This is a genomic window from Alteribacillus sp. YIM 98480 (genome assembly GCF_009765375.1).
Taxonomy (GTDB): domain Bacteria; phylum Bacillota; class Bacilli; order Bacillales; family Marinococcaceae; genus Alteribacillus.
On record NZ_VTOK01000024.1, the window covers coordinates 18,334 to 43,705 of the forward strand.

Sequence of the window (25,372 nt, forward strand, 5' to 3'; positions counted from 1 at the left end):
GGGTATGAAAAATATATACCTTTTTGAGGGGGTTAAAGACTTTAGATTGACTGAATTCATGCTTTTTTTCGTTTTAATGGGACGGTTTGACGAACAGGTATTGCTGCCCACTTCGGTAAATTGCGCTCGATTTTTGCAGTCACAATAGTCATATCATCATTTATTTTCCCTTGTGATACCCTCATCACCCTCTCTAATAGCAAGTCTGCCATTTCCTGCGGATCCTCTGTATCAAGCTGTGAAATAATACGCCTTATCCATATTTCCGTATTTTCAATTGGACCAGGAATATCTAGAATACCGTCGCTCATCATAATAAGCATATCTCCATCTTTCATTTGTTCAGTGACAACATCTAATTCAGCATGTTCCATCATGCCAATAGGAAGATTTCTTGCTTCAATTTGCTTTACTTTATCCTCCCTTTTAATAAAACTAGGAATGGACCCTATTTTTATAAATCTGCTCTTTGCTTCTTGCAAATCAATCATCGCAAGATCAAGCGTGGAAAACATTTCTTCTGTTGAACGTAAACTTAAAATCGAATTAATAGAACGTATGGCTGTTTTCTCATCCATTCCAGAGGCAAGTATAGTTTGTAAAATTTGCAGCGCGGAACTGCTTTCTCTATGTGCCTTTTCTCCGCTTCCCATTCCATCACTTATTGCAATGGCATGTTTTCCTGCCCCAATATCCATAGAAGCATAACTATCCCCTGACACCCACCCCCCGCCTTTAGCCACTGATGCTGTTCCAATATTCACGGTGTATGTTCGAGCCGATACAAAAGTGATGTTTAAATATTCTGATATGTTTTCGTATGGCTCTTCTTTGTCTACAATAATGTGTTCTTTTAAAATATCAGACAGCATTGGTGCTATGATTTTTTCTGCCTGTTCTAGTCCCGCCCCCCCCTTTAACACACTCATTTCTATCTCTACATTCCCTTCATCAAGCCTATATATATCTACATGGCCAATATCAAGCCCTGCATCTTGTAAAGCTTCATGGATTTGCTCTTCCTGCCAATGGTGGGCTTCTTTTTCTCTTTGTATTTCTCGAGCAAAATCATTCATGACTTCAGATACCCCTTTAAGCTGATCCGCTACGAGCTGACGGCTTTCCTGGACTTGTTTGGACAATTCCCTTCTCGCTTGATCTTGCTGTAACTCTTCTGTCATTACCTTTGTCATCCTCGTGTCATAATGACAATGCTTCTTCCATTGGTTTTTCATAGGACCGCTTATTTTTCCGTTTCGTTCCAGTTCATAGAGCATGTTCGTCATGCCATCGTACGTTTCGTGAAACTGGTTGACCCAGCACCTTTCTTTCCGAAAACAAGTTTGACACGTTTTTTCAGTTATTTTGCTCAATAATTCATCTCTTTCTTTATCCTCCATTTCTTTATCTGTCATGTCAGGGCTGGACATAAAGCTTTTGGAGAGGGTTTGAAACAGATTAGAAAACCTCTCTACTTTTAATGCTGTAATATCCCTGATTTTTTTCATATGCTTTTGTTGTTCCCGGGCATATTCCGGAGTCCCTGGAATATATTTTTCTATAAAGGAAGTGATTATACGAGGAGTTATTAAAAATAAAGCAATAGCTGCCGCTGATTCGGCAAGCGTCAAACTAGCTCCATTCATGCCGTCTCCATATAATGCAATTAAAGCCGTACCTAAAAGCATTCCAATGCTTACCCCGACTTTTTTGCCTTCTTTTAAAAGCCCGCCAAGAAGGCCTGCGAATGCAAGTAAGCTCATCTGATATAAGTTAGCAACGGAAGCCAGACTGAGAACAAGCCCAGCAATAACACCTACGGACGCACCAAGTGCCGCCCCTCCCGTATACGCAAATAACAGCACAAGATATCTGGCCAGTGTATGTTCGGCAGCCATACCATAGATCACCCAGCCGATTGCTCCGGTCATCACAGAAGCTAGTAATATAATAAAACAAACAATTTCTTCTTGTTTTAATGGTTGTTTTCTTTTCTTCGTTATCAATAGAGGCATACTTTGTAAAAAAATCATTGTTAATATAAAGCTAAGGCCTGCTTCCACTCCAGCCATTACCATAGAATAAGATGATAAAGCTCCTTCTTCTAGCCATACAGTACTTGCACGGGCTCCCACTGTAGCTAAAAATACAGACAGCGGCAGCGTCCATCCTGTCCTCCAACCATAACGGGTGATCCATTCATAGATGCCTAAAAAGATAGCAATGGCTGCTAATACAAATGCTCCGTGAAAGATAGCACCAGAAAAGGTACCAACAATGATCCCTGCTGCTGCAATAATTCCTTTTTCTTTACGCCATGAGTATACCGCTGCAAAAAATGGCAGTGCAAAAGGAAACAGCTCTGCAAGTAAAACAGCTCGTCCTAATAGAATTCCTAAAATAAAGACAAGACCGCCCCATTGAATAAACAACATTTCTAACAATCTTAACGTTTTCTGCTTCGTGCGATTACTGATATTCTTTACTAAAGTCCATACGTGCTCCCAAATTGGTTCTGTCTCATTTGCTCGTTTCGTTAGATCTCGTTGATACATAATAATCCACCACCTGCTAGAAAGTTTGTGGATTTATTATATATTCAATTTTGTTAAATGTTTGTCAAAATCACGAACAGATATAAAAAAAGTCTTCGACGATTTATTTTTTTATAAAAACCCCTGTTTATAAGCTTTAACAGTGTATTTTTTAAAAAAGCCAAACACCAACTAACAATTTCTTACAGCAAATAAAAAAGAATGCTTGAAAATGGAGTAAAAACAAACAGAATGATGTTATAAAAATATCCTTAAAAAGGGAAATTCGTCTAAGATATAGGAACCTTTACTAACAAAGCAAATTGACACCCCAGAATGTGCTAATAACTTCAATTTTATATAAGGAAGCGTCATTTAAATTGACGCCAAAATAGAAAAACTTGGCTTATCGCCAAGTAGGAGATTCACGAACTTAGCAGAAGATCCTTTACGTTAGCCGAACTTCTGGTTTTAGCAAAAGAACTTTATTATCGTGTGGGCTCAAGCAGCCAGACGCTGATCAAAGATAGTTATCTACAATAGACAAACATATAATTTCCTCGACAATAAGAAAAGCTCAAGCGCCTTGCTCACGAGCGACAAGTCCTGGAGGGGCGGCATATGGAAAGCTGATCTTTGCTTTCCATTGACGGACCGAAGGAATCTCGAGCGAGCAGGCGCTTGCGCTAGACATGTAAAACACCAAATATATAGACTTTCTTACCTTATAAAAAAACGAGTCTCTCACAAAAGAGAAGACTCGTAATGATTTCTATGTATGGTAGCGGCGGAGGGGATCGAACCCCCGACCTCACGGGTATGAACCGTACGCTCTAGCCAGCTGAGCTACACCGCCAATTTTTCGCAACATGAGTGATTATATAATGACAGGGCGGATTTAGTCAACCGTCCCTTTTAAATTTTTTTAGATATACGAAGACTGCCTAAAGAGTACCAACATTAGGATCAGCGATGCAGCTGTAACCGTAAATGAGTAACTCTTCAAACAGTCTTCTGCGATTTATCCAGTAAAGCCTGCAGCAAGCTGCTTATTTTTTGGAGCGTCCGCCGCGTTTTGAATCGGTTTGTTTACGCAATGAAGCTAGTCTTTCTTCACTATCTTTCATAAAGCGATTCATCTTTTCTTCAAATGATAAGGACCGCTGTCCTTTTCCAGATCCACTGCGGCGCTCTCCTCTTGAACGATCTCCTTTCGGACGATCTCCTCCCCGGGGGCGATCTCCTTTTGGCCGTTCCTGGGCTTTTCGAATGGAAAGACCAATCTTGCCATCGTCTTCCACTTTCATAACCTTTACAGTGACCTCGTCACCAACACTTAAAAATTGATTGATATCATCTACATACTTGTCGGCCACTTCGCTAATATGAACCAGCCCAGTTTTTCCATCCGGCAGCTCTATAAATGCTCCAAAATGGGTGATACCTGTGACCTTCCCTTGCAACTTGCTGCCTACTTCGATTGACATTTAAAAAAAGCTCCTCCTTATTTTCTTTCCTTAGAAAGCTGACTTTACAGTCTTAAAATCATTACTATTATACTCGAATGGTTAAAAAAGTGTCAATCTGTTGATTCATTAGGTACTTTAAATAATGTTTCACCAGGTTTTGTCAAATAGTAATCTCTTCTCGCCACTTCAGCTATGTAGTCGAGATCATTGTAGTTTTTAACGTCTTGTTTGAGGCGAGATTCTTCTGCATGCAGTTCTTCAAGCTTGTTTTCAAGCTCTGCCCGTTCTGCTTTTTTAGCTTCAAGTGTAGACCATTGTGATACTAACAATACGGTGAATACCACGGCAAGAATGACACCTGCAATAGAAAGGGCAGTAAGGCGGCGGACAAGACCGCGTCGTCTTTTTGTCGAAGCCGCTTTTAAACGTTCTTGTTCTTTCGCTTGCTCTTTCACATAGGGCTTGTTAATCTCCGTAACTTTTTTCTTTTCAGATATCAATAAAGATCACCCCGGCTTATTTAAATATCCTCCATTTTTTTACCCTTTTTCGAACGGACTGAAAAGTTTTTTCTAAAAAAGTTATGATAGGCTGAGGAAGAAGACGTCGGAAAACTGGGTAAAGATAACGTGCTGCCAGTTTTAAAGGGAATAGGAGGAGGTTTAATAGAAAAAATAGAACGTTTCCACTTATAGTTATCCCTATCATAACGGACGAGGTGATGAGTTTCAATATAAATTTAATAGGAGAAATAATGAATATCCGAATGAGAGCGGCTATTGTTCTTCTTGTCCACCGAACAATAGAGAAACCGAGTTCCATTGTTTTTATAAAGGGACTCCTCCCGTACCGGCGGTAGATAAAAAAACCTGCAGCAATGGAGAAAAAAATATATATTCTAAGCTCTCCTTCGTTCACATGCAATAGCACATAAAAAACGAGGAGCACTTGAACAAGCCAAAACAAAAGATCCCATGCCAATCTAGCCCAAAATGCCTTCACCGACCGGATCGTTAAGCGATGATAAAAATCCAGATTCATCCCCAGGACTAGTCCCATTGCCACCATTGCAAACATTGTCTGGAATTGAACAGCCAGACTCACTTAAATAACTTCCCTATAAACCCTTTAGATTTCCCAGTGGCCTGATCTACATAAACGAGGTCATCTACTTTTCCTTCAATCGAAATAATACCTTCATCAACGTCCAAGTTTTTTATATGCAAATTATGACCACGTACTGACAAAAAACCCAGGGACGTTTCCAATAAAAATTCTTCATTATCAAAACTCTCTACTTCTTTAACCCCGGTAATATCAAGGCTTTTCCTGCCTTTTAATATTACTTCATGCGGGGGCTGCGGACGTTGTGCCATTGAATCTTCTCTAAAAGACATATTCCACACACTCCTCTTATCGATAGCTTGTCACATATATATGTGGCTTTCCTAAGAGATAGTAGTAGAAATATGCCTTTTTCCATTATTCATTTACTGGTTCTTCTTTTAGCACGGTATACATCGTGTTTGACGCTTCTTTTTTGGTCGTATCCTTTATTTCATCTACGCGGACCGTAACAAGTTTAGAGCCAAATCTTATAGAAATTTCATCTCCAGGCGCTACTTCTGTTCCCGCTTTTGCTTTGTTTCCATTCACTGTAATTCTCCCTTGTGAGGCCACTTCTTTGGCTAATGTTCTTCTCTTAATTAATCTAGAAACTTTTAAAAATTTATCAATTCTCATATATACTCTCCTCTCCTAAACAAATCAGACGATTATTTTCGTTTTGCCTCTTCCCATAACTCATCCATTTCATCTAATGTAGTGTCTTCTAGAGAACGTCCTTGACTCGTTAAAACTTTTTCAATGTAGGTAAATCTCTTTTTAAATTTAACATTCGTCATATGCAGCGATTCTTCAGGATGCAGCTTATAAAAACGCCCCAAATTCACAAGCACAAACAACAAATCTCCAAACTCTTTTTTCATGGCTTCTTTATTCCCTTGTTTTACCTCATAAAGCCATTCCGCCGTTTCTTCTTGAAGTTTTTTCCACATCGGTGCGTCATCATTCCAGTCAAATCCAACTTTTGCAGCCTTTTTTTGCAGTTCATAGGCTTGCATAAGTGCTGGCATCGATGCGGGTATATGGGTTAAAAGAGAATCTTCAGTGTCTTTTGTCTCATTTTCAGAACGTTTGATGGCTTCCCAGTTTTCATTCACCTGTTCTTCTGTATGAGCTGTTGTATCCCCAAATACATGAGGGTGACGACGAATCATTTTGGACGTTAATGTCTCTATGATATCTTCAACGTTAAAAAACCCTTCGTCTTCCCCAATCTGTGCATGAAGCATCACTTGCAGCAATACATCACCCAGTTCTTCCTGTAAATGATCATCATCTTCTTGATCAATTGCATCAATCACCTCATAAGCTTCTTCCAAAAGATACCTTTTTAGAGAATGATGTGTCTGCTTTTTATCCCACGGACATCCATCCCGCCCGCGAAGTTTTGCAATCACTTCTCGAAGTGTCTCAAATTCCCTGTATAACAAATTATCCTTTTGAACGGGCGGCACATAGAGCGCAGTTAAGTTATTTTGTGTTATTTCCCGGTCTAATGCAAAAAGGGGAACGTTTCGCAATTTTTCTTGAGATGTTCCCGCAGCTGTCACTAAAGTAACTTCATAATCATCTGGATATTTTTCCATTAACGTCAGTTTAACTTCTGAAGCAATCATCTGGTCATAAACCTGACTAATTATAATGTGCTGGTTCATTTTTATATCTTTTGTTTGAAGAGCAGTTGCATCCAAAAGTTGGAACCCATTATTTGGATCTATGTGAAGAGCGGAAAACATCGGATCGAGAAAACTTTGCCCGCCCAGTATGTCCACTTGAAGCTCCCCGTTTCCTGCCTTCTCTAAAAGCCGCTCCACCGTAAATTCTGCTGTCATGGGATGGCCGGGCACGGCATAGTAGATATGGTTATGATTCGATGCTGCTTCTATTAATTCCTTTACTATATTTTTATAAACCATTTCAAAAGTATCGTTAGCTTCATACACATGGTCAAAACTTAAATAGGAAACCTCTTCTTCCAGTTCTTTCACAACTGGATGCTCTCTTGTTCGCAAAAAAAGAGGTGCGGCTTTTTTCAATGTTTGATATACACCAAGAGGAAGCTGATTTAATTCACCAACACCAAGACCGATGACCGTGATCTGTGGTATATTTGTGTTTTTACTAGAATTACTGTTCATGTTTTTTCTCCTTTCGATCTATAACTTTTTCTATTTTTTCCATGCCAGGCAGCAGAAAACGTTCTTCTCGAGTAAAAAGAGATAAACGAACCAAAAGCCATATATACAGTAGAGCAGAAGCCAATGCTATAAGCAAAGACACTGCTGCAGCCCCTGGTCTTGTCGTGATAGAAAAAACATAAGAACAAGTGATATACAGTACAACCGCTGTCAGACTCATTGTACCAAGTGATACGATTGCTTTTAGCATCCAGCGCCAATTGGGAAACATCATTAATTGCTTTTTGTAAATAAAAAAAATATTACAAAGAGCAGTCACTGCCATCCCCATTACAGTAGCTGCAGCTGCTCCCTTTTCATTAAATAAAGGTATCAGCCATACATTTCCTCCCGCTTTTATGAATAAACCAAGCACAAGAAAAAAAGCTGGGATAACAAAATAATCGTAGCCTTGCAGAACTGCGGAAGCAGCCATAATTAATCCGCTAAAAACAAGCGATACGGCTAATATTTGAAGTATATCTGTACCTTTGGCGTTTTCAAACAACATAACATTGACAGGCTCCGCTATAATAAATAGACCTAAAGCAGCAGCAGCACCAATTAAAAAACTTACTTGTACAGCAAATGCTGCATACTGTTGAGAGGCTTTTACGTTTCCTTTAAGCTTTTCACTGCTTATAAGAGGAACGACCGCCATAGCAAACGATGTAGCTATAACAGTGCCAAATTGCAAAAGCGGCTGTCCTCTATCAAATATCCCCTTGCCGGCCTTTGCTTCTTCGGAAGACATGCCATAGATTTGCAAAATACGAGCTACAGAAAAAGCGTCGATGAATTGATATAAAATAAATATCATGGCACCCATACAAACAAGCAATCCCTTGCTTAAAACTTTCGTATTTACTTGTTTTATCTTTTCAATGACGTTAGGCCAATTCACATGATTATACCTTTGGTAATGGAGTGAAAAGTAAAACTTTATAAGGCAAACAGCTCCTGCAGCACTTCCTGCAATCGAGCCCACTGCTGCAGCCACTCCAGAAGCATAAGCTCCCTTTCCTAATAAAACGACAAAGAAGGCAAGTCCTAAAATAACCGCCACTCGAATACATTGCTCTACCACATGAGATACAGCAGTAGGTTTCATTTCTCCCATTCCTTGAAAATAACCTCTAAACGCAGAAAACACAGGAATAAATAAACAAACCGCAGAAATGATACGAAGAGGTACATCCAGCCTTTTATCGCCCATTGCTGCAGCTATTGCATCGGCTCCAAAAAACAGACTTAAAAATATTGGTATATGCGTGAACAACAAAATTAGAAAAGAAGCATAAGCCATTTCTTCTGCTTTTTTTGCTCCTTCTTTTTCGTTTGTTTCCATCACTAACTTTGATATGATTACCGGAAATCCATACATAGCAACCACCATAGCAGCCCCGTAAAAAGGGTATATTTGTTGATATACATAATACCCCACATCTCCAGTAATGTTTTGATAAGGAACGCGGTACAAGGCACTCAGCACTTTCCCAAGAAATGCTGCACCAGTAACTAGAAAAGCTCCTTTCCATAAGCTTTTGCTTTTTATGTAAGGTTGCGGCATCACAATTCTCCCTTTCGCTTTCCCAGTATATCACAGCAAAGAGAGAAAACAGATGATGAAAAAGCTGCCTTTATTTGTTTAAAAGGCAGCTGCATTTACTCTATACATGTGGACTTCAATACAAAAATGTTTATTGCTCCATTTGTCTTGCCAAAAAGCCGGCAGCTGTTTCAAGCAGTTTTCCAGAAATGGCTTCATCTACCTTGTCATCTTTTGCAATCATCACAACTGCTCCAATAGGATCACCGTTAGCTATGATAGGGGCCACCGCATACCCTCTCATTGTTTCTTCATGGTCGCTTACGATGTTGTAATCTCCTTTATTAGAAGTTACTTTGGTTTTACGTTCATTGATTGCTTCTTCTACTGCAGCCCCGACACTTTTATTTGCATAATCTTTCTTTACACCACCAGAAACAGCAATGAATGTATCTCGGTCTGCCACTAATACAGGGTGATGAAGGGTATCATATAAGGCCTCTGCATATTCTTTGGCAAAATCTCCAAGCTCAGAGATAGGAGAATACTTCTTCAAAATAACCTCTCCGTCTCGGTCCACAAATATCTCAAGAGGGTCTCCTTCTCTGATACGTAAAGTGCGTCGGATTTCTTTTGGTATTACAACTCTTCCTAAATCATCAATGCGGCGGACAATGCCTGTTGCTTTCATCATGGAAGTGTGCCTCCCTTTCTAAAGATGTTTTTCTAAAGATGGTCTAGAGACATAAGGATCAGTTCAATATACTGTTGCTTCCTTGTTCGAGGTAAATTATCTTAGTTGGAAGTTTCCCCGTCTCTTTCTTTTTATTGTTTTTATTATCCACCGCAGGTAAATTACTATTCATTATTTTTAAGAAAGTTACCATTTTCTTTTTTATTAGGAAGAAGCAGTCTCTTCTTTTACTTTTTTTGTATCGGGTAATTTGTTTACTAACACTTCCATGATTTCTAAAAGACGTTTACCGGACATTCTGTTTTGATGGAGAACAAGTTTTATTTTCTGGCCGCTCGTGCCTAAACCTACCTCTCTCCCAAAGTCATTTACTGCTTCAAAAAGTTTAGAGCCATCAATATTTTTACTTGTCTCCTCTTCAATAAGAAGGATGGTTTTACCACCTTCTTGAACAATCGATTCGATACCACTTTCTCTTGCTTGTATTTTAATTTTGGACAATGTAAAGAGGTCCTTGGTCTCTTCTGGATAGTCACCAAACCGATCTACCATTTCATCTTGCAAATCCCTGAGGTCCTCTAGTGTTTCGAGTCCTTTAAAACGCTTATACATTTCAATTTTTTGCTTGGAATCATCGATATAACTTGCAGGAATGTAGGCATCAACCTTCACATCTATTTCTATTTCCGGTACTTTCACTTTTGGTTTATCAATTTTTCGCTCTTCAATCGCATCTTTAAGCATTTGTGAATATAAATCGAAACCTACTGACTCAATAAAGCCATGCTGTTCAGCACCTAAAAGATTCCCTGTCCCTCTAATGGATAAGTCTCTCATCGCAATTTTAAAACCAGAGCCAAGTTCCGTAAATTCTTTAATGGCCTGCAAACGTTTTTCTGCTATTTCGGTTAATACTTTATCACGCTGATAAGTGAAATAGGCATATGCTACCCGGTTAGAGCGCCCAACTCTTCCTCTAATTTGATAAAGCTGAGAAAGCCCCATTTTATCGGCATTATAAATAATTAATGTATTTACGTTTGGTATATCAACGCCTGTTTCGATGATGGTAGTCGTAACAAGAACATCTTTATTGCCTTCGAGAAAATCAATCATCACAGATTCAAGTTCCTGCTCATTCATTTGGCCGTGAGCATATGCTACTTCTGCTTCTGGAACGAGCATAGACATTTGTTCTGCCATTCGGCTGATATCATCCACCCTATTATACAAAAAGTATACTTGGCCGCCTCTGCTGAGTTCCCTTTCCACTGCCTCTTTAATAAGGGAGGCGTTATAATCAAGCACATACGTTTGTACAGGAAATCGATTTTCTGGAGGTGTTTCGATAACTGATAAATCCCGGACTCCAAGCATCGACATATGCAGCGTTCTTGGTATTGGAGTTGCAGTTAATGTTAGGACATCAATATTCGCTTTTAATTTTTTAATTTTTTCTTTATGTGTTACACCAAATCGCTGCTCTTCATCAACTATTAAGAGACCTAAATCTTTAAATTTTACATCTTTGGATAATATTCGGTGTGTGCCAATAACAATATCAACACCGCCCGTTTTTAACCCGTTGATTGTCTCCGTTTGTTGTTTTCGAGTCCGAAAACGACTTAATAATCCTATATTAATAGGATAATCGGAAAAGCGTTCAGAAATGGTGTCAAAATGCTGTTGGGCTAATATGGTAGTTGGTACAAGCAGAGCAACCTGCTTCCCGTCAAGAATAGCTTTAAAAACAGCACGGATCGCCACTTCTGTTTTTCCATAACCAACATCCCCGCACAATAGACGGTCCATCGGACGTTCTCTTTCCATATCTTCTTTGATTTCCTGTATAGCTTTTAGTTGATCTTCGGTCTCTTGATATGGAAAAGAAGAGGCAAATTCCTGCTCTTCTTCTTGATTATCAGAAAAAGCATAGCCTTTAGATGCTTCTCGTTCAGCATATATTTTAATAAGATCATCTGCGATATCTTGAACAGAAGATTGAACTTTTCGTTTAACTTTTTTCCAATCATTGCCGCCAAGAGCATAAATTTTTGGATCTTTTTCTTCCGAACCAACATACTTTTGCACTTGGTCAATTTGTTCGACAGGTACATATAATTTATCGTTTCCGGCATAAGAAATATTTAAAAAGTCCTTATGGATACCGCCGACTTCCAGCGTTTCAATCCCTAAATACTTTCCAATACCGTGGTTGATATGAACAACCAAATCTCCGACTTGAAGCTCCGAATAACTTTTTATTCGTTCAGCATTAGTAAGTTTTTGCCTGCGCTTCACTCTATTGAATTTTTTCGTAAACGTCTCTTGTTCAGTAACAACAGCAATCTTTTCCATTGGTAATTCGAAACCGCTGTTTAATTGACCGCGAACAATCGAAGCACGTTCCGAGGAAAATGGACCGTTCCGTTGTACCCGATCGGCCTCTATATCATAATCGTCGAGGATATTTTCAAGACGTTTCGATCTATCATCATCACCTGCAACAAATACGACAGTATACCCGCTTTTCTGCCAGCGTTCCATTTCACTTTTTAAAACCGGCATTTGGCCATGAAATTGCTGCATGGCCTTACATTGAATATTCGCTACGTTTTGAGGCTGTATAGAAGGTATATTCCTTAAAAATAACGAGAAATAAATACGAGGATTTTTACACTTTACAAATAAATCGTTAAACCTTACCGACAATGAAATATCATTTGGTATTTCCCCTTGTTCTAAAACGGTCGTAGACCATTCCGCTTCTTCTTTGTCTAATCGTTCTGCCATTTCCTGCACGCGGCTTATTTCATCAAGAAAAATGACAGTGTTCTCAGAAAAATAAGACAAAAGGGTTGTCGGCTTTTCATAAAAATATTCCATGTATTTGTATAGTCCCTGAAATCGGGTTTGTTCGGTCAAAAGTTCTTTTTCATACGTCAAATTTTCCTGTAGTTTTTCTTTTACTTTGCTGTCCTTTACTTTTTTAAGCGTTTGAGACAGTGATTCGTCAAGTTGATCGGCGGCTTTTTCATATTGCTCTTCATACAATATAGTTTCCTGTGCCGGCCCGATTACAGCTTCTGAGAGCGAATCTAAAGATCGTTGGTCATCCACTCTAAAATATCGTAAAGAATCAATTTCTGTGTCGAATAATTCTATCCTTACAGGATTTTCTTCTGTTAAAGTATAAATATCAATAATTCCGCCTCGCACACTAAATTCCCCAGGAGCAGACACCATATCAGCCCGCTGGTAACCCAATGCCGATAAATCAGACAAAAACGTATCTAATTCTATATCTCTGCCTTGTTGTAAATGTATTTGGGAACTTTTCCACAGTTCGACCGGGGGAAGAAGACGTCTTACCCCAGCAACCGGTGCGATAACGATTCCATTGAACCCTTCAACAAGCTTATTCAGCACTTCAATCCTTTGCGACCTCATTTCAGGACTAGCAATGGCAATTTCAGAAGATATCAATTCATTTACTGGGTATAAATAGACATCATTCTCAACTAAATCTATTAAATCTTCATAAAGCTTTTGAGCCTGATATAACGTATGGGTAATCACAAGCTGCGGTCTATCTACCTCAGACTTAGTTAGAGACACAAAAAAGGTACGGGCAGAACCACTAAGGCCTGCCACTAACTGTTCGTTTAAATTATTTTCTATACCTTCTAACACTGCATTTACATGGTGATTCTCTGCCAGGGCTTTTTGCAATCCCTTCATGGCTCATTTTCCTCCTTCGTTCCTTCCCCTAAAATCCCTTCGTATGACAACATGATATAAATTATTTTTAACGTGATTCTCTTACTAAAATAGTAGAACGGAAAATTTAATTGCTATTATACCCGTTTGAATATCTCCATAAAAGGTACTTTTTCCGTTTTTTATTAAGCAGAAAAATGGGCCGGCTTCCTTCACGCGAAGTTGTTTATGAAGTGCCAGTCCCAATTTTTCTATATGCATATGGTCAACCTTCTAATGGATCCACCTATCTAACTCATGAAAATGAGGATTATTTTCTAGAGCTTCCTCACAATTTTCACAAGTTACTCTTACATGGACATTCCCATCTGATCCATAGTGAATAATTTGCTGTTGTTCTTCATCTGTTAACTGATCAAACCCTAGACGGGGAGAAACCAATAACTCTTCGTCTTCAAGTGTCCCAATAGATGTGCCGCAATGCCGGCAATAATACTGAATAGCCATATTACCGCTCCTTTTGCGATTGTACATGGTTTTAGACTTAACTGTTGTCTTAGTATGAACCGCAAAAATAGGAGCTATACTTCCGTTTGGTTAATTTTTCCTGTTGTATTGATTCATCACTTCATTAAATGGTTTAGTAAACCACGCTTCTGCTGCTTTTGCTGATAAATGAACGGTTTCTTCCACAGCTTTTTTATCACCTGGAGCAAACGTTCCAAGTACATGAGATGTCACTGAATCACCTTCTGCCGGCCGTCCAATTCCAATACGAACTCGTTTAAATTCCTTCGCTCCAAGTTGATTGATGATAGATTTTATACCGTTATGCCCGCCATGGCCTCCTTTCAAACGCAGACGCAGCGATCCTGGCTCTAAATCCAAGTCATCATAAACGACCATAAGATTTTCCACTTCCACATTATAAAATGTCATAAGCGGACGTAGTGCTTCACCCGATAAATTCATGTAAGTCATTGGTTTGATGAGAAAAATTTTTTCTCCTTCTGCTCTTGATTCGGCAATAAGACTCTTTTTTCCTTCTTTCCAAGACAAACCTAAATTATCGACTAATTTATCTAATACAGCAAACCCTACATTATGACGTGTGTCTTTATATTTTTGACCGGGGTTCCCAAGTCCTGCGATAACTTTCACGTTTACTTGCTCCCCTTCCGTTTCCATCTTGATTAGAAAAACTCTGCATACAGACCTATACAGGTAAAAGAACGGCTGCTAAAAACGCACGGTACTGTACGTTGAAAGCCTTAATCTTTTCAAACTATATTCCTTTATTAGCATTGTAAAATTTCCTAGAAGTATAAAGAACGCAGACAGCCGGGGCTTGTCCTTAAAGAAAAAGAGAGCCATTGCCCGCTTTTACTTAGACAACCTCTTCTGTCTGCGACAACATGAAACATATATATAAAGTTATGCCAATCAATTACTGGTAAAGTGCGGCAGCGGCACATCAAATCATATGCTTTTCTAGCTTACGTCAAAAAGGCATAACCATAAAATACGGCTATACCCTTTCTTCTATATTACTCAGATTTTTCCTCTTCTTCTGAGTCCTCGCTAGTCTCAACTAATTCAGGTTCTTCTCCTTCAGCTTCATCTTCAGGCTCATGTTGTTGTTCAGGTGGAAGAACAGTTACTACGGTTTCTTCTGGTTCATTCGTAAATTCAAATGCTTTTCCAGATTTTAGATCGCTTACTTGAACGGAATCCCCGATATTTAACTCAGAAATGTCAACAGTGATTTCTTCAGGGATGTCTGTAGGAAGGGCGCGTACAGTTACATTGTAGAGAAGTGGAGATAAAACTCCTCCTTCTTTTTCACCAGGAGCGTCGCCTACAAGATTTACAGCTACTTCCGCTTCCATTTCGGTTTTCAAGTCTACTTCGAAGAAATCAATGTGAACAAGATAGTCTTTTATTGGATCAACTTGAATATCATGAACAATAACTTTATGTTTTTTGTTTTCTCCCTCAATATCCAATTCAATAATACCATTTCTGCCAACTTCGCGAAGGGTTTTTATAAAGGTGATATTTGGTACAGTAACAGCAGTGCTTTCTGTTTCTTTTCCATAAAGTACAGCAGGTACATATCCATCAAGGCGTAATTGTTTTGTTTCTGATCTTTTCAGATCTTTACGTGTCTTAGCTTCTAATACTGCAGACATAGTGTTTCACCTCATTTAGTTTATCTTCTTGAATTCTCTATTTAACTCACTTAAAACGGGATTTTACCATTCCATTGCCTAAAAATCAAGTATTTGGCCTTAAGCAGACCCATACTCTTTATTCAAACAACGTGCTTACTGACGTTTGTTCATGCACGCGAATAATTGCTTCTGCAATTAATGGTGCTAGAGAAAGCTGTGTAATTTTATCTATTTCCTTCTCTTCTGGAAGAACAATGGTGTTCGTTACTGCCAGCTCTTTAATGTTTGAGTTTTGAATGCGTTCAATAGCAGGACCAGATAAGACTGGATGTGTACTGCAAGCATATACATCCTTGGCTCCTGCTTCTAATAGAGCATCTGCAGCTAATGTCATCGTTCCAGCTGTATCAATTATATCGTCTACAATAATCGCCGTTTTTCCTTCGACATTACCGACAATGTTCATTACTTCTGATACATTAGGCTTTGGCCGGCGTTTATCAATAATAGCAATGGGTGCTTTTAAACGGTCTGCCATCTTTCTTGCTCGAACAACCCCGCCATGGTCAGGAGAGACAATAACAGTATCTTCTACTCCTTTATCTTGAAAATGTTTGGACAAGATTGGCTCTGCTAAGAGCTGATCTACTGGTATGTCGAAAAATCCCTGAATTTGCGTGGCATGCAGGTCAATCGTTAATACGCGAGTTGCCCCAGCTGTTTCAAGTAAGTTTGCAACTAGTTTTGAAGTAATTGGTTCTCTTGATCTTGCTTTTCGATCTTGACGGGCATATCCATAATAAGGAATGACCACATTAATCGTTTCTGCAGAGGCTCTTTTCATCGCATCGATCATAATAAGAAGTTCCATCAGGTGTTCATTCGCTGGTTCTGAAGTAGATTGAACCAAAAATACATCACAACCGCGGATGCTCTCTTCAATATTTACTTGAATCTCCCCATCACTAAACCGCTTCACTGAGCTTTTTCCCATCTCTACTCCGATTTGCTTGGTAACCTCGTGGGCCAGGTTAGGATTGGAGTTTAGGGTGAACACCTTCAAATAAGGATCGTCATAAATGGACATCAATTATTCCCTCCGTTACATTAGTTTAAAAAGTGGTCAATCCTTCTTTTTTGCATAACCTTCTTTATTCGTTTGTCTCGCACGAGCAATCGAGAGAGCGCTTCCGGGAACATCATCTGTTATAGTAGAACCAGCTGCCACATAAGCACCCTCACCTATTGTGACCGGGGCAATTAAGTTGGCATTACATCCGACAAAGGCACCGTCTGCAATTTTTGTAAGAAATTTATTTTCACCATCATAGTTGACGGTTATTGAACCACAGCCTAAATTGACACTGTTTCCAACTTCAGCGTCCCCGATATAGCTAAGATGAGAAGCTTTGCTTGCTTTTCCAAAGCGGGACTTTTTAACTTCCACGAAGTTCCCTATTTTCACTTCATCATCAAGCACGGACTCTGGCCTAATATGAGCAAACGGTCCGATTTTAACATGGTTTCCAATCTCACTTTGTGCAATAACGGATTGTTTTATTTCACATTCGGATCCGATTACACTTTCCGTAATTTCTGTATGTGGACCAATTACACATTTTCTGCCTATCTTCACTGCCCCATTTAACATCGTACCCGGGTACAACACAGTGTCCTGATCAAGAATCGAATCAGCAGAAATATAGGTGTGGTCCGGGTCTATAATGGTTACACCTTGCTTCATCCAATATTCATTAATTCTTTGTTTTAAGGCTTTTTCAGCTTTAGCAAGAGCAACTCGATCATTCACCCCTATCGTTTCGGAAAAATCAGAAGTTTGCCACGCAGATAACGTTTCGCCTTTTCTTTTTAGAATTTCTATAACATCTGGGAGATAGTACTCCCCTTGTGCGTTATTATTCCCAACTTGTTTTAAAGCTTGAAAGAGGGTTTTATTGTCAAAGCAGTACGTTCCTGTATTTATTTCTTTTACTGTGCGTTCTTCCTCATTTGCATCCTTATGTTCAACGATTCTGGTTACTTGACCGCTTTTGTCACGAATGACACGTCCGTAACCTGTTGGATCTTCTGCTTTTGCTGTAAGAACACTCGCTTTAGCTCCTGTTTTCTCATGGTGTTCCATCAGCGACTCCATCGTTTCAGAACGGATTATGGGTGTATCTCCGCAAAGCACGACTGTTACCCCATCCTTATCCGCTAGCAACTCCTCTGCCTGCATAACAGCATGTCCAGTTCCCAGCTGTTCTTCTTGTAACACATAAGAAACACGATCACCCAAATGCTCTTTTACTGCATCGGCACCGTGTCCTATTACCGTCACCACTTCCTGAAGTCCAGCTTGACTCACCTGGTCTGCCACATGTTCTACCATAGGCTTTCCGCATACAGGATGAAGCACTTTATACAAATCTGATTTCATTCGTTTTCCTTGTCCTGCGGCTAAAATAACCGCGTAACGATTGCTCATTATTCATCCTCCAAGTATCCGGTTTTCCCTTACGAATATATCCTAAAACCCTCTTTATTTCAAGGAAAGTCAAAAGATTATCATTACTTTACAAAACTTTCCGTTTCGCTTTGGTAACTACGGGGTATAACTATAAATGTTTCTTCCTTCGTTTAATCTAATTATTGCGACCAAATAGTATTTTTTAGAAAAACTACGCTTGCTATCTTAATATAAGAAAAAGATAATGGCAGAGGTGTCACTGCAAAGAATTAAAAATATAGACATTAGAAAAACTTGACTTACCGCCAAGTAAGTCATAGTTTTACTTATATTTTGAGCATTTAACAAAATTAAACATTCTTAAAGTATAAAAAAATCAGGCAGCCCAAAATAGATCAGGCCGCCTGATGGCGTAAGTATCATTGCAATATTATACCTAGTGCTATGAAGCGCCAGCTTCTTCATATTCAGGATTTTCAAATTCTCCCTGGCGTTTGTACTCACCCAAAACAGCAGTTTGGATTTTTTCGCGAGTATGCGATGAAATCGGGTGGGCGATGTCTCTAAATTCCCCGTCAGGCGTGCGCTTACTTGGCATAGCTACAAACAAGCCGTTATTACCATCAATCACTCTAATGTCATGTACTACAAACTCACTATCCATCGTAATTGAAGCAATGGCTCGCATGCGTCCCTCGGTGTTCACCCGACGAAGCCTTACGTCTGTCACTTCCATTCTTTCACCACCTTTTTCCAAATAAAATACTTCTGCCATATAATTCAATAAACAAGCCCCCTTTTCCTTCTCTATAAACTAAAAAATATTAAAATTTTTAAATTTATTAGGAAAACAGTCCCTAAACACTAGGACCTAACATGAATGATACCTTCTCATTTAATAAAAGTTTTCTTTTTCTAATCCTTGTGCCATCCGTTTTTACTAAATTTAAGCAATAAGAAAAGCGCAAGCGCATTGCTCACGAGCGACAAGTCCTGGAGGGTCGGCATATGGAAAGCTGATCCTTGCTTTCCATTGAGAAACCGAAGGAATCTCGAGCGAGTAGGCGCTTGCGCTAGACATGTAAAACACCAAATGTTTTTTTATAATTTCTTACCTTTAAAAAAAACCGCCAAACAGCGGTTTTTTAGGTACATTATTAACTTTTATTTTACTAGAGCGATAACTTCGATCTCTACTAGTACGTCTTTGGGGAGACGGGCAACTTCAACACAAGATCTTGCTGGCTGATGTTCATTAAAATAATAACCGTAAATTTCATTGACAGTCGGAAAAGTATCCATGTCTTTAATAAAAACAGTAGCCTTTACTACTGTATCTAAAGAGGCACCAGCTTCTTTAAGGACTGCTTTTAAGTTATTAAATACCTGGTGAGTCTGCTCTTCAATACTGCCTTCAACAATTTCTCCTTCAGGAGTTAAAGGGATCTGTCCAGAGCTGTAAAATATATTGTTTACAACGATACCTTGGGAATAGGGTCCAATTGCTTCTGGGGCTTCTGTAGTAAAGATCTCTTTCATTTTTGATTCACCTCTTTTAGTTTCTTTAAAAAGTTGCCCGGAACTGCATTAACCAATTTTTGACTTTCATTCACTTCTTCAAGACGCGCAATAGACACATAATCATCCACAAGTCTTTCTTCTACATCTTCAGCTTCCACTAGCACACCGATACCCACTACATTGGCATTGAACTCTTTTAATAAATCCATCATGCCTCGTGCTGTACCGCCGGCTTTCATAAAATCATCCACAATAAGTACATTAGCACCTTCTTCTAGGCTTCTTCTAGCTAATGACATCGTTTGAATACGTTTAGCCGACCCTGAAACATAATTAATGCTGACCATAGAGCCCTCTGTTACGCGGTGGTCCCTGCGCACAATACTAACTGGCACATCTAGATAAGAGCCAATAGCATAGGCTAAAGGTATACCTTTCATTGCTACTGTCATTACGGCATCTATCTTTTGATCTGAAAACACAGCTGCAAATAATCTGCCAATTTCATTCATCAAACGAGGGTTCCCTAGAATATCCATCATGTATAAGTATCCACCTGGCAGCAGCCGTTCTTTATCTTCTAATTTTTTACATAATTTTTCCACAAGCAGCTTTCCTTCTTCTTCTTCCACCATAGGAACGTATTTCACTCCGCCACTTGCTCCTGCTATTGTTAATAGGGAACCAATCCCCTGTGATTCGAATATATCTTTTACAATCGTTAAATCTTCGCTTATAGAAGATTTGGCGGATTGATATCTTTCCGAAAAATAACTCAGTGATACAAGCTGGTGGGGATGTTGTAACAAATAATAGGTCATATCTACCAACCGACCGCTTCGTTTCAATTTTTTCATAAGCACCTCCATAAAATCCGAATGTTGTAATTGAAATATATCATTTTTATCCGGATTTTATCAAGCTTCCTTATCACTTATCAAACGGACAGCGTATACTTGATCACAAAACCCTCTCAATGCATTGTAAACCCGATGTATTCTAGATTCCTTCTTCACCAATCCGAATACAGTTGGGCCGCTTCCGCTCATTAAAGCAGCATCTACACCGGAATCAAGCATTCTTTCCTTAATACGTTTTACCTCTGGATAAAGAGGAAGAGTAACGTTTTCTAACGAATTGAAAAGATTATTGCAAATTTCCCTGTAATCATTGCTTTCTATTGCCTTAATTATTTTTTCAGAAGCTACTTCTTTTGGTGGATTTTCTATCTTCATACGCTGATAAATTTCTCTTGTAGAAACTCCAATAGGAGGTTTAGCTAGTATTACCCAGCACGGAGGGGGAGAAGGCAGTGGTTTAATGATTTCTCCTCTGCCTGTAGCAAGCGCGGTCCCTCCATAAACACAAAAAGAAACATCAGAGCCGATTTCTGAACCTAGAGCTGCTACATCTGCTGTAGAAAGCCCTATCTCCCATAATTCATTAAGCCCTTTTAAAACAGCTGCAGCATCGCTGCTCCCACCAGCCAAACCAGCTGCCACCGGAATATGTTTATGTATGTAAATGGAAACACCCAGCTTAATATCATAACGGTGCTGCAAAAGAGAAGCTGCCTGATAAGCTAAATTACGTTGATCAACAGGTAAGAACCCTTCTGATAACTCTATTGTTATTTTTCCATCTTCTCTAATCTCTAAGTCAAGACGGTCCGACAAATCGACTTGACTCATAACCATTTTCACCTCATGGTAGCCGTCATCCCTTTTATGCAGTACATCAAGCGATAAATTAATTTTTGCTGGGGCTTTTATTGATCGTTTCACCATTTATTCTCCTTCTCTTCCGTACATGACCATTCTTTTACCGTTCCAGTCGTTAATATCTCTGTACATTTTAGTCGAAATATCTGCTTATGTACAGGCTCGAACATTAGAAAACTTGACTTGCTGAAAAGTCCCTTTGATAAACGTCTTAAATCATTCCTAACTATTAGATAAAAGAAGCAAACTCCGGGGTAGGAACCCCGGAGTGTTGAATACCTGCGATTAAAGTTGTTACTTTTTATTTTGGGCTAGACTCTCTTCAGCAATTTGAACGGCTCGTTTGACCATGTTACCCGCATCCCGGGATTTAATGCCTCCCCAGCCTTCCTTTTGCACTGTATCATAAAAGCCAAGCTCTTTTGCAATCTCTACTTTTAAATCATTAGACATTATACCTCGTCTTGGGCTCAAATTGTCCATCTCCTTAAAAGAAAGAATTGTAATAACATCGCAGGCATATGTATAGATTGCTCTCTAAAAGACATAAATATAGCTTCCTGTCCGCAATAAACAGAAAGCCAATTTATACTGCTTTATGAACGATTTTCCATTGATTATTATGCTTGAAGTTCTTCCTCACACATAGTTAGCTGTACTGTCTTGGTGAGTACATCTGTGTAACTGTAAGAAATTCGTTCGACAGAATGCTTGTCCTTGTCTAATTTAACAATAAAGACAGAAGGATAAGTTTCTTCAAGCAAGCCGGAGCGTTCAATTGTTTTTTTACGTCCGCCGTTAGCAACGATTGTAACCTTTTTCCCGACATTAGCATCCAGTGCTTCTTTAATTTCTATCAGCGTTTTTCCCATGGTTTCGGACCCACCTCACTCATATTTTATTGTAGCATCCTAACTCTTCAATGTCAAATAAAATTTTTTATTATATCAATCATTTGGTTTCATTGTCAATAACTATTGAAGAATTTATAAATTATTTAACTCACAATGTTTAGTTTACGCTAAATTTGGTTTCGTATTCCTTCTTTAAACAATAATTTCTTATTAGGAAAACCATTGTAAACGAAAAGACCGGTATAGCAGCACCCGGTCTTGTTTTGATATTATTCATCGATTTCGTTGGAGAAGGAATGGTCTTCCTTCCAAGGCAGCCCTTTACGTAAAACACCTTTTGTTTCGAGTCCTCCTAACCCTTCTTGCCCCGTTAGGGTATGGCGAATCAACTGCAGCACGCCTATGCGATCCATAAAAGGAGTTAAGCTGACTTTGGCCGCAATATACACAGGGTCGAGAGCATGTATATTTACACGTTCTGGGGAACTTGCAAAATTTGAACCGGCTTTTAACAGCCATTCAAAATAAGACTGGCAAGCTCCAGCAAATATAATAAGCTGATCAAGCTGGGGTACTACCTTTCTTGCCTCTCTAACCGTCTGTCCAAAAACCTTCGAATGCCTATAAGCCTTTAAATCGTTTTCTGCACCTCTAGAAGGAATAAACGCATCATGACCTGTGATAACCAAAATATCCGGACGTACCATGTGCAGTAATGACGCTATTTGATCGGGCATTTCCTTTTCAGGTATGTGTACACCGTATACAGGAATTCCCAGCCGTTCATATAAAGCGGTGCATTTTGCTAAATAGTATGGATCACCATCAAGGTGAAGAACACGGCCTCGCATCTCAAAGTACGAAGCTTTTTCTTTATATCCTTCCGTCGCTTCATGTTCATTTCTTTCTTTCATTAAACGAGCTTCCTGACGAAATAGTCTATAGCTGTATTCTTCTTTTTCTCGAGCATGTTTTTCATGTGTTCTTCTTTCTTCATCATCAACTTTTTTTAGATCTTCTAGAGGTGCATCAGCGGCCAGGCGAAGCTCCTCTCCCGCAAGCTCTGCCTTATTCTGGTCAATGGCTGTTATTCGAAAAACTATATCACAGTCATAGGAATAGCGTGCGACGAGGTCACCTACTTTAAGTTCCACCTGCTTCTCCCCCTTCTCTCGTCACAGCCTATTCCCGATAATAAAAATGTGTGCAAAGAAATGTTGATTAATGGATTCTCATTTTTGTATGAAAACTTATTATGAAATAGTGATGGCTTTTTCGCAGCTAAGTAATGGTCATTTAAGCTTTTTTCTTGTGGATTAATGAGAATACCATCTAAAATATATTGTTAGTAACAGTCTTGTCTTTTTGAAGAAAGGATGATTTTTCCTGGTCAGGGCTGTGCGGAAAAACTTGGCTTGTCGCCAATTCCTTAATGGCGAAAGCCTTATTTTTTCTTATACTTTAACCCTTTAATAATGTTAACCTTTCTTAAAGTACAAAAAAAGCTGCCATAAAGATGACAGCCTTTCTGTTTCATATGGAGCTAAGAAATGTCGGTTGTGCGTTCATAAAGCTGATTGCTAAGAAGAGCAAATTCTTCCATGGACAAGGTTTCTCCCCTTCTTTTCGGGTCAATATCTGCTTGTTCTAAAGCATCAGCTAAAAGGTTTTTTCTCTCTTTACCCAACAAATTATGCTGCAGATTGTTCCAAATCGTTTTTCTCCGCTGAGCAAAAGAAGCACGGACTACTTGAAAGAAAAATTGTTCGTCTTTTACATCCACTGGCGCTATATCTCGTATTTCTAAGCGCAGTACGGCTGATTCGACATTTGGTCTTGGCACAAACACTGTTTTCGGTACAGTCATCACAGTAGCCGCTTTTGAATAATATTGAACCGCTATCGATAAAGAACCATACTCTTTAGATCCAGGTTTTGCAGCAATTCTATCTGCTACTTCCTTTTGAATCATAACGACGATTCGAGTGACCGGCAAACGTTGTTCTAGCAGTTTCATTAGTATCGGAGTAGTGACATAATAAGGTAAATTACCTACTATCGCTGTCTCCTTTACTGACTGAAGTTTCTCCTTTAGAACTTTTTTTACGTCTGCCTTCAAGACATCTTCGTGGTGAATAGAGACATTGGAGTATGGAGAAAGCGTGTCTTCTAAAATAGAGATTAATCGGCCATCGATTTCAAATGCTTCTACTTGTTTCACTCTTTTTGCAAATTGCTCCGTCAAGGCTCCTATACCTGGACCGACTTCTATGACACCATCTTGTTCACTCATTCCGGCAGCCTCAGCAATTTGATTTAAAATGTTTACATCAATTAAAAAATTTTGACCCAGGCTCTTTTTAAAGGAAAACCCGTGTTTTTCAAGAATTTCCTTTGTTCTGCCCGGAGTAGCGATATCTTTAATCACGGGTGTTTTCCTCCTCCAAAACCTCTTTTACGGCTTTAGCAAATTCATCACGTCCCACATTAAACATTACTAAACGTTTTAAAAATTGTTTAGCATTGGCATATCCAATGTTTAAAATTTCTCCAGCTCGCTCTCTTCTATGTTGTGAACCCTGTCCGCCCATCATTCCAGCATCTATCAAATCTTGCCGTGTAACAGGGTTTTTGTTTTTTATTGTTGAAACCGTCTCTTTTCTAACCTTTAGAATGGCGTTTCTTATCGCTTCAACGGAAGCATTTTCAATGCCTAAATTGTCCTTTTTGGCAGAAAGTGCATTCTCTTTTGTAAGAAAAGCATGTTTACAACCCGGTACTTCTCTGCTTACAATTCTTCTTATTCTCTCTCCAGGTACATCCGGATCTGTAAAAATAATTACTCCCCGCCGTTCTTGTGCAAGCGCAATACGTTTTAGGACAGATTCTCCAATGGCCGATCCGTTCGTCTCTATTGTATCCGCTTCTAATGCGCGTTTCACCGCAGCCGTGTCATCTTTTCCCTCTACTACAATACATTCTTGTATTTTCATTTTAGATACTGCCTCCCAGCAGGAGTATTACGAAATAAAAGCCGTTTTTTTTACGTGAGTCGAAAAGAAAGTTCCATTAAGCAAGCAATCAAAGTACTTGCTCTTTTCTTAGTCTGCCTTATTATACTAGTTCTTTTCCCCTGAGAAAAGAAAACTTCTGTATGGTCTTGAAAGGAGATAGTTTCTGCTAAGGTAAAGACTTCTTCAATGACACCCACGTCAACGTACAGAAGGAGCTATTGTCGAAAATATAATTAAAAAGAGGCTGGGACAAAACCCAGTAATTAAAAAGAGTGGTCCTCACCAATACGTTGGTGAGGACCACTCTTTTTAATAAAATGCTAAAATAAAGTACGCAAAAAGGATACCTT

The 25,372-nt window shown here is 39.1% G+C and carries 25 protein-coding genes and 1 tRNA gene; all 26 read right to left on the reverse strand.

What is annotated here, in order from left to right; translation table 11 throughout:
* Positions 1-56 precede the first annotated feature (56 nt).
* Positions 57-2,555, reverse strand: coding sequence for a stage II sporulation protein E (gene spoIIE / locus FZF09_RS20965; protein ID WP_158738507.1), 2,499 nt, complete (start codon positions 2,553-2,555; stop codon positions 57-59).
* 758 nt (positions 2,556-3,313) lie between these two features.
* Positions 3,314-3,390: transfer RNA gene (locus FZF09_RS20970), tRNA-Met, on the reverse strand.
* A 193-nt stretch (positions 3,391-3,583) separates the two neighbouring features.
* Positions 3,584-4,021: a S1 domain-containing RNA-binding protein gene (locus FZF09_RS20975; protein ID WP_158738508.1), complete on the reverse strand. Its 438-nt coding sequence runs from the start codon at positions 4,019-4,021 to the stop codon at positions 3,584-3,586.
* 92 nt (positions 4,022-4,113) lie between these two features.
* On the reverse strand, positions 4,114-4,503 hold the full coding sequence (locus FZF09_RS20980; protein WP_233269590.1) for a septum formation initiator family protein: 390 nt from the start codon (positions 4,501-4,503) through the stop codon (positions 4,114-4,116).
* A 16-nt stretch (positions 4,504-4,519) separates the two neighbouring features.
* The gene (gene yabQ / locus FZF09_RS20985; RefSeq protein ID WP_158738509.1) at positions 4,520-5,107 is read right to left on the reverse strand and encodes a spore cortex biosynthesis protein YabQ; all 588 of its coding nucleotides are present in this window, start codon (positions 5,105-5,107) and stop codon (positions 4,520-4,522) included.
* A complete protein-coding gene (gene yabP / locus FZF09_RS20990; RefSeq protein WP_091587504.1) occupies positions 5,104-5,400 on the reverse strand; it encodes a sporulation protein YabP in 297 nt (98 codons plus the stop codon). Before yabP ends, yabQ begins: the two co-directional genes overlap by 4 nt.
* An 85-nt stretch (positions 5,401-5,485) precedes the next feature.
* On the reverse strand, positions 5,486-5,746 hold the full coding sequence (locus FZF09_RS20995) for an RNA-binding S4 domain-containing protein (protein ID WP_158738510.1): 261 nt from the start codon (positions 5,744-5,746) through the stop codon (positions 5,486-5,488).
* Between the two features lie 32 nt (positions 5,747-5,778).
* Positions 5,779-7,266 (reverse strand): bifunctional methyltransferase/pyrophosphohydrolase YabN, encoded by a 1,488-nt coding sequence (yabN, locus tag FZF09_RS21000; RefSeq protein ID WP_158738511.1) that lies wholly within the window; start codon positions 7,264-7,266, stop codon positions 5,779-5,781.
* Positions 7,256-8,875 carry a putative polysaccharide biosynthesis protein gene (locus FZF09_RS21005; RefSeq protein WP_158738512.1) on the reverse strand — a complete coding sequence of 540 codons (1,620 nt, stop codon included), beginning with the start codon at positions 8,873-8,875 and terminating at the stop codon, positions 7,256-7,258. The genes yabN and FZF09_RS21005 overlap by 11 nt, the downstream gene beginning before the upstream one ends.
* A 130-nt stretch (positions 8,876-9,005) precedes the next feature.
* Positions 9,006-9,545 (reverse strand): stage V sporulation protein T, encoded by a 540-nt coding sequence (gene spoVT, locus FZF09_RS21010; protein ID WP_158738527.1) that lies wholly within the window; start codon positions 9,543-9,545, stop codon positions 9,006-9,008.
* Positions 9,546-9,752: 207 nt separating this feature from the next.
* On the reverse strand, positions 9,753-13,289 hold the full coding sequence (mfd, locus tag FZF09_RS21015; RefSeq protein ID WP_158738513.1) for a transcription-repair coupling factor: 3,537 nt from the start codon (positions 13,287-13,289) through the stop codon (positions 9,753-9,755).
* Positions 13,290-13,541: 252 nt separating this feature from the next.
* Entirely contained in the window at positions 13,542-13,775 is a 234-nt protein-coding gene (gene fin, locus FZF09_RS21020) for an anti-sigma-F factor Fin (RefSeq protein ID WP_158738514.1), read from the reverse strand.
* A gap of 90 nt (positions 13,776-13,865) precedes the next feature.
* Positions 13,866-14,429, reverse strand: coding sequence for an aminoacyl-tRNA hydrolase (gene pth / locus FZF09_RS21025; RefSeq protein WP_158738515.1), 564 nt, complete (start codon positions 14,427-14,429; stop codon positions 13,866-13,868).
* Positions 14,430-14,815: 386 nt separating this feature from the next.
* Positions 14,816-15,460: a 50S ribosomal protein L25/general stress protein Ctc gene (locus tag FZF09_RS21030; RefSeq protein ID WP_158738516.1), complete on the reverse strand. Its 645-nt coding sequence runs from the start codon at positions 15,458-15,460 to the stop codon at positions 14,816-14,818.
* A gap of 118 nt (positions 15,461-15,578) precedes the next feature.
* Positions 15,579-16,529, reverse strand: coding sequence for a ribose-phosphate diphosphokinase (locus FZF09_RS21035; protein WP_158738517.1), 951 nt, complete (start codon positions 16,527-16,529; stop codon positions 15,579-15,581).
* 36 nt (positions 16,530-16,565) lie between these two features.
* On the reverse strand, positions 16,566-17,930 hold the full coding sequence (gene glmU / locus FZF09_RS21040; protein WP_158738518.1) for a bifunctional UDP-N-acetylglucosamine diphosphorylase/glucosamine-1-phosphate N-acetyltransferase GlmU: 1,365 nt from the start codon (positions 17,928-17,930) through the stop codon (positions 16,566-16,568).
* A gap of 424 nt (positions 17,931-18,354) precedes the next feature.
* The gene (spoVG, locus tag FZF09_RS21045; RefSeq protein WP_091587557.1) at positions 18,355-18,648 is read right to left on the reverse strand and encodes a septation regulator SpoVG; all 294 of its coding nucleotides are present in this window, start codon (positions 18,646-18,648) and stop codon (positions 18,355-18,357) included.
* Positions 18,649-18,858: 210 nt separating this feature from the next.
* Entirely contained in the window at positions 18,859-18,993 is a 135-nt protein-coding gene (locus FZF09_RS23195; protein ID WP_255450618.1) for a hypothetical protein, read from the reverse strand.
* An 83-nt stretch (positions 18,994-19,076) separates the two neighbouring features.
* The gene (locus FZF09_RS21050; RefSeq protein WP_158738519.1) at positions 19,077-19,451 is read right to left on the reverse strand and encodes a RidA family protein; all 375 of its coding nucleotides are present in this window, start codon (positions 19,449-19,451) and stop codon (positions 19,077-19,079) included.
* The gene (purR, locus tag FZF09_RS21055; protein ID WP_158738520.1) at positions 19,448-20,290 is read right to left on the reverse strand and encodes a pur operon repressor; all 843 of its coding nucleotides are present in this window, start codon (positions 20,288-20,290) and stop codon (positions 19,448-19,450) included. Before purR ends, FZF09_RS21050 begins: the two co-directional genes overlap by 4 nt.
* Before the next feature lie 60 nt (positions 20,291-20,350).
* Positions 20,351-21,217, reverse strand: coding sequence for a 4-(cytidine 5'-diphospho)-2-C-methyl-D-erythritol kinase (ispE, locus tag FZF09_RS21060; RefSeq protein WP_158738528.1), 867 nt, complete (start codon positions 21,215-21,217; stop codon positions 20,351-20,353).
* Between the two features lie 231 nt (positions 21,218-21,448).
* Positions 21,449-21,628: a small, acid-soluble spore protein, alpha/beta type gene (locus tag FZF09_RS21065; protein ID WP_158738521.1), complete on the reverse strand. Its 180-nt coding sequence runs from the start codon at positions 21,626-21,628 to the stop codon at positions 21,449-21,451.
* Positions 21,629-21,774: 146 nt separating this feature from the next.
* Positions 21,775-22,026, reverse strand: a complete 252-nt coding sequence (gene veg / locus FZF09_RS21070) for a biofilm formation stimulator Veg (protein ID WP_091587523.1) — start codon at positions 22,024-22,026, stop codon at positions 21,775-21,777.
* 251 nt (positions 22,027-22,277) lie between these two features.
* Positions 22,278-23,162 (reverse strand): sporulation peptidase YabG, encoded by an 885-nt coding sequence (gene yabG / locus FZF09_RS21075; protein WP_158738522.1) that lies wholly within the window; start codon positions 23,160-23,162, stop codon positions 22,278-22,280.
* Positions 23,163-23,551: 389 nt separating this feature from the next.
* On the reverse strand, positions 23,552-24,436 hold the full coding sequence (gene rsmA / locus FZF09_RS21080) for a 16S rRNA (adenine(1518)-N(6)/adenine(1519)-N(6))-dimethyltransferase RsmA (RefSeq protein WP_233269592.1): 885 nt from the start codon (positions 24,434-24,436) through the stop codon (positions 23,552-23,554).
* A complete protein-coding gene (rnmV, locus tag FZF09_RS21085) occupies positions 24,429-25,001 on the reverse strand; it encodes a ribonuclease M5 (RefSeq protein ID WP_158738523.1) in 573 nt (190 codons plus the stop codon). Before rnmV ends, rsmA begins: the two co-directional genes overlap by 8 nt.
* Positions 25,002-25,372: the final 371 nt, after the last annotated feature.

Coding starts and splice junctions, on each gene's coding strand:
- FZF09_RS21050 (WP_158738519.1), bottom strand. CDS start 19,451: ATGAAAGAGATCTTTACTACAGAAGCCCCAGAAGCAATTGGACCCTAT.
- yabN (WP_158738511.1), bottom strand. CDS start 7,266: ATGAACAGTAATTCTAGTAAAAACACAAATATACCACAGATCACGGTC.
- FZF09_RS20975 (WP_158738508.1), bottom strand. CDS start 4,021: ATGTCAATCGAAGTAGGCAGCAAGTTGCAAGGGAAGGTCACAGGTATC.
- spoVG (WP_091587557.1), bottom strand. CDS start 18,648: ATGGAAGTGACAGACGTAAGGCTTCGTCGGGTGAACACCGAGGGACGC.
- spoIIE (WP_158738507.1), bottom strand. CDS start 2,555: ATGTATCAACGAGATCTAACGAAACGAGCAAATGAGACAGAACCAATT.
- purR (WP_158738520.1), bottom strand. CDS start 20,290: ATGAAAAAATTGAAACGAAGCGGTCGGTTGGTAGATATGACCTATTAT.
- yabP (WP_091587504.1), bottom strand. CDS start 5,400: ATGTCTTTTAGAGAAGATTCAATGGCACAACGTCCGCAGCCCCCGCAT.
- FZF09_RS20995 (WP_158738510.1), bottom strand. CDS start 5,746: ATGAGAATTGATAAATTTTTAAAAGTTTCTAGATTAATTAAGAGAAGA.
- FZF09_RS21035 (WP_158738517.1), bottom strand. CDS start 16,529: ATGTCCATTTATGACGATCCTTATTTGAAGGTGTTCACCCTAAACTCC.
- glmU (WP_158738518.1), bottom strand. CDS start 17,930: ATGAGCAATCGTTACGCGGTTATTTTAGCCGCAGGACAAGGAAAACGA.
- rnmV (WP_158738523.1), bottom strand. CDS start 25,001: ATGAAAATACAAGAATGTATTGTAGTAGAGGGAAAAGATGACACGGCT.
- spoVT (WP_158738527.1), bottom strand. CDS start 9,545: ATGAAAGCAACAGGCATTGTCCGCCGCATTGATGATTTAGGAAGAGTT.
- mfd (WP_158738513.1), bottom strand. CDS start 13,289: ATGAAGGGATTGCAAAAAGCCCTGGCAGAGAATCACCATGTAAATGCA.
- veg (WP_091587523.1), bottom strand. CDS start 22,026: ATGGGAAAAACGCTGATAGAAATTAAAGAAGCACTGGATGCTAATGTC.
- FZF09_RS21005 (WP_158738512.1), bottom strand. CDS start 8,875: ATGCCGCAACCTTACATAAAAAGCAAAAGCTTATGGAAAGGAGCTTTT.
- FZF09_RS23195 (WP_255450618.1), bottom strand. CDS start 18,993: ATGTCTAGCGCAAGCGCCTACTCGCTCGAGATTCCTTCGGTTTCTCAA.
- FZF09_RS21030 (WP_158738516.1), bottom strand. CDS start 15,460: ATGTCTGCAGTATTAGAAGCTAAGACACGTAAAGATCTGAAAAGATCA.
- fin (WP_158738514.1), bottom strand. CDS start 13,775: ATGGCTATTCAGTATTATTGCCGGCATTGCGGCACATCTATTGGGACA.